This is a genomic window from Mesorhizobium sp. M2A.F.Ca.ET.039.01.1.1, from assembly GCF_003998035.1.
In the GTDB taxonomy this organism is placed as follows: domain Bacteria; phylum Pseudomonadota; class Alphaproteobacteria; order Rhizobiales; family Rhizobiaceae; genus Mesorhizobium.
On the sequence record NZ_RZRY01000892.1, the window covers coordinates 1 to 2,182 of the forward strand.

6 protein-coding genes are annotated in these 2,182 nt (G+C 61.3%); 1 reads left to right on the plus strand and 5 read right to left on the minus strand.

Going from position 1 to position 2,182, the window contains the following annotated elements; translation table 11 throughout:
• On the plus strand, positions 1-366 hold a 366-nt coding region (locus tag EOA24_RS35165), incomplete at its 5' end, for a GH25 family lysozyme (protein WP_281059918.1).
• A gap of 20 nt (positions 367-386) precedes the next feature.
• Here EOA24_RS35165 and EOA24_RS35170 read toward each other — a convergent pair.
• The 5 genes from EOA24_RS35170 to EOA24_RS35195 all read right to left on the minus strand — a co-directional run.
• Positions 387-581, minus strand: a complete 195-nt coding sequence (locus EOA24_RS35170; protein WP_126082525.1) for a hypothetical protein — start codon at positions 579-581, stop codon at positions 387-389.
• Between the two features lie 27 nt (positions 582-608).
• On the minus strand, positions 609-1,061 hold the full coding sequence (locus EOA24_RS35175) for a pyridoxamine 5'-phosphate oxidase family protein (protein ID WP_126082526.1): 453 nt from the start codon (positions 1,059-1,061) through the stop codon (positions 609-611).
• Positions 1,062-1,409: 348 nt separating this feature from the next.
• Positions 1,410-1,781: a VOC family protein gene (locus EOA24_RS35185; protein WP_126082527.1), complete on the minus strand. Its 372-nt coding sequence runs from the start codon at positions 1,779-1,781 to the stop codon at positions 1,410-1,412.
• A gap of 40 nt (positions 1,782-1,821) precedes the next feature.
• Positions 1,822-2,028, minus strand: coding sequence for a type II toxin-antitoxin system HicB family antitoxin (locus EOA24_RS35190; RefSeq protein WP_126082528.1), 207 nt, complete (start codon positions 2,026-2,028; stop codon positions 1,822-1,824).
• A gap of 4 nt (positions 2,029-2,032) precedes the next feature.
• The coding region (locus EOA24_RS35195; protein WP_127410663.1) for a type II toxin-antitoxin system HicA family toxin at positions 2,033-2,182 on the minus strand (150 nt) is incomplete at its 5' end.

Consider the following 2,182-nt stretch of genomic DNA (forward strand, 5'->3'; position numbering starts at 1 on the left):
GAGTGGAACGGCGAATCCTCCTGCAGGCGCAAGCCTTCGCGCGAAAAGGTGCTGGAGAAGATGCAGGTCTTCATGGACAAGCTGGAGCGCCACTACGGCCAGCGTCCCATCATCTACACCAGCCCTGATTTCTATCGCGACAATTTGCGCGGCGCCTTCCTGGATTATCCGTTCTGGCTGCGCGCCGTGGCGGCGCATCCGTCAAAAGTCTATCCGGGCCGCAAATGGCTGTTCTGGCAGTATTCGGGCTCCGGCCTGTCGCATGGCGTGACAGGCCGCATCGACCTCAACGTCTTCCACGGCGATGAGCGGCAATGGCGCGCCTGGCTGGGCGGCGGCGGCCAGATGATGGCCGACGCGGACTGAGGCGCATCCGATCGCCTCGGCTATCTCCGTGGCAGATGTCGCGACTCCGCCATCGTCACATAGGCGAGCACGGCCATGAAGGTCGCGAAATAGGCCACAATGGCGGTGACGACGATTAGGCTCTCTGTAGGCATTTCCATCTCCTCGGAAAGAACGGCCGAGGAAACATCAGGAACGATGGGCTTTGCCTTGATCTGGATCATGCGATCGATCAATTGGATCGCCTGGCCGCCATGCCGCGCTCAGCAGGTGACCAGATCCGTGTGGCCAAAACCCTTCGAGTAGTCGAGCACGGAGATCACTGTCGGCATCACGCGGAAGATGCGGACCTGATCCGGCGTCGGCATCGGACCGGGCATCGAGGTTTGCGGCGGATACTTCATCGGCAGCATGCGCAGAACCTTCTCGGCCTCGGCGCGGTCTTCCACCGGCTGCGCCCGCGCCGCCATGGAAAGCCCGGTGATCTCCATCACCTGCGGCGCGTCGTGGTCTATGGTCAGCGACAGGCGATCGTCCCGCGCCAGATTTGCCGCCTTCTGGCTGTCCAGGCCGCAGAGGAAGTAAAGGGTGAGGCCATCATTGACGTAGCCCACAGTCGTCGCCTGCGGCCAGCCGTCCGGCCTCAGCGTTGCGACCGTCATGATCCGGTGCTGATCCAGCAGTGCCTGGATCTTGTTTTTGATCTCCTGGTCCATTTTCGCCTCCGAAAGTCATTGCTGACGGCGGCATGGTAGGGGACAGGGAAGGGCGAGCATTGACGCGCATCAACCGGTGGTGTGCTGACGCGCCTTTGATGTGATGCCGGCCGGACAATGCGGAGGTACGCTCAAGAATTGAGCGCGGCGTTCCCCTTCTTCCCTTGTGGGAGAAGGTGGCCGCGAAGCGGCCGGATGAGGGGTGCTCCAGCTTGACGAAGACCTTTGCCGGCGTTGGACACCACGACTGGATCGCCAGCGTCTCACTCCGCTGGAACACCCCTCATCCGTCTCGGCGCTGCGCGCCGATCCACCTTCTCCCAAAAGGGGAGAAGGAGCGCGCGCGTGTCACCCCTCGTTGATCATCGCCTCGATGTTGTAGCCATCGGGGTCAAGCACAAAGCAGGCGTAGTAATTTTCCGCATAATCCGGGCGCCGCCCCGGCGCGCCGTTGTCCGTCGCGCCCGCCGCGAGCGCCGCGCGATGGAACGCATCGACCTCCGCCTTGCTCTTCACCCGAAACGCGACATGCAGATGGGTGAGCGGCGGCTTCTCGCCCGTGCTCTGGATCTCGAACAGGCAGCCATTGCCGACATCGAAGGCCCAGAAAATGCCGTGCTTGCCGAAGGAAAGGCGATACCCCAACGGCGTGAAGGCCTGTTCGTAGAAGAGCTTGCTCTTGGCGAGGTCGCTGACTTCGATGGTGATGTGGTCGATCATAGCAAAGCGCCGCTACCGGGCCGCAGCGCCTGTCAGTCGGCTATGCTTCAACATACTCAGCGAGACTGACTGCCTTGGGAACTTCCAGCCCATCGGCGCGCAGACCCTCTATGTGGAAACGAATTGCGTCGCGGATTTCGTTCTCCACTTCAGGCACTGTTGCACCTGTCGCGATGCAGCCTGGCAGGTCAGGAACATATGCGGAAAAGTTGCTTCCGGCTTTTTCGATCACCACCGCGTAGCGCATGCCATCACTCCTTTAAGCCGGACTGCTTGAGAATGCTGTTCAGCGTTCCTGGCGCAACCTCTTCAGACGGCTTGCCGGCCACGGTGACGCGGCCGGCTTTGATTTTGTGCTTATATTGGCGATGGCTGCCTTTGGTTGCAACCAGATACCAACC

Excerpts from the sequence above, each read along its gene's own strand:
- EOA24_RS35185 (WP_126082527.1), bottom strand. The coding sequence starts at position 1,781 with ATGATCGACCACATCACCATCGAAGTCAGCGACCTCGCCAAGAGCAAG.
- EOA24_RS35175 (WP_126082526.1), bottom strand. The coding sequence starts at position 1,061 with ATGGACCAGGAGATCAAAAACAAGATCCAGGCACTGCTGGATCAGCAC.
- EOA24_RS35190 (WP_126082528.1), bottom strand. The coding sequence starts at position 2,028 with ATGCGCTACGCGGTGGTGATCGAAAAAGCCGGAAGCAACTTTTCCGCA.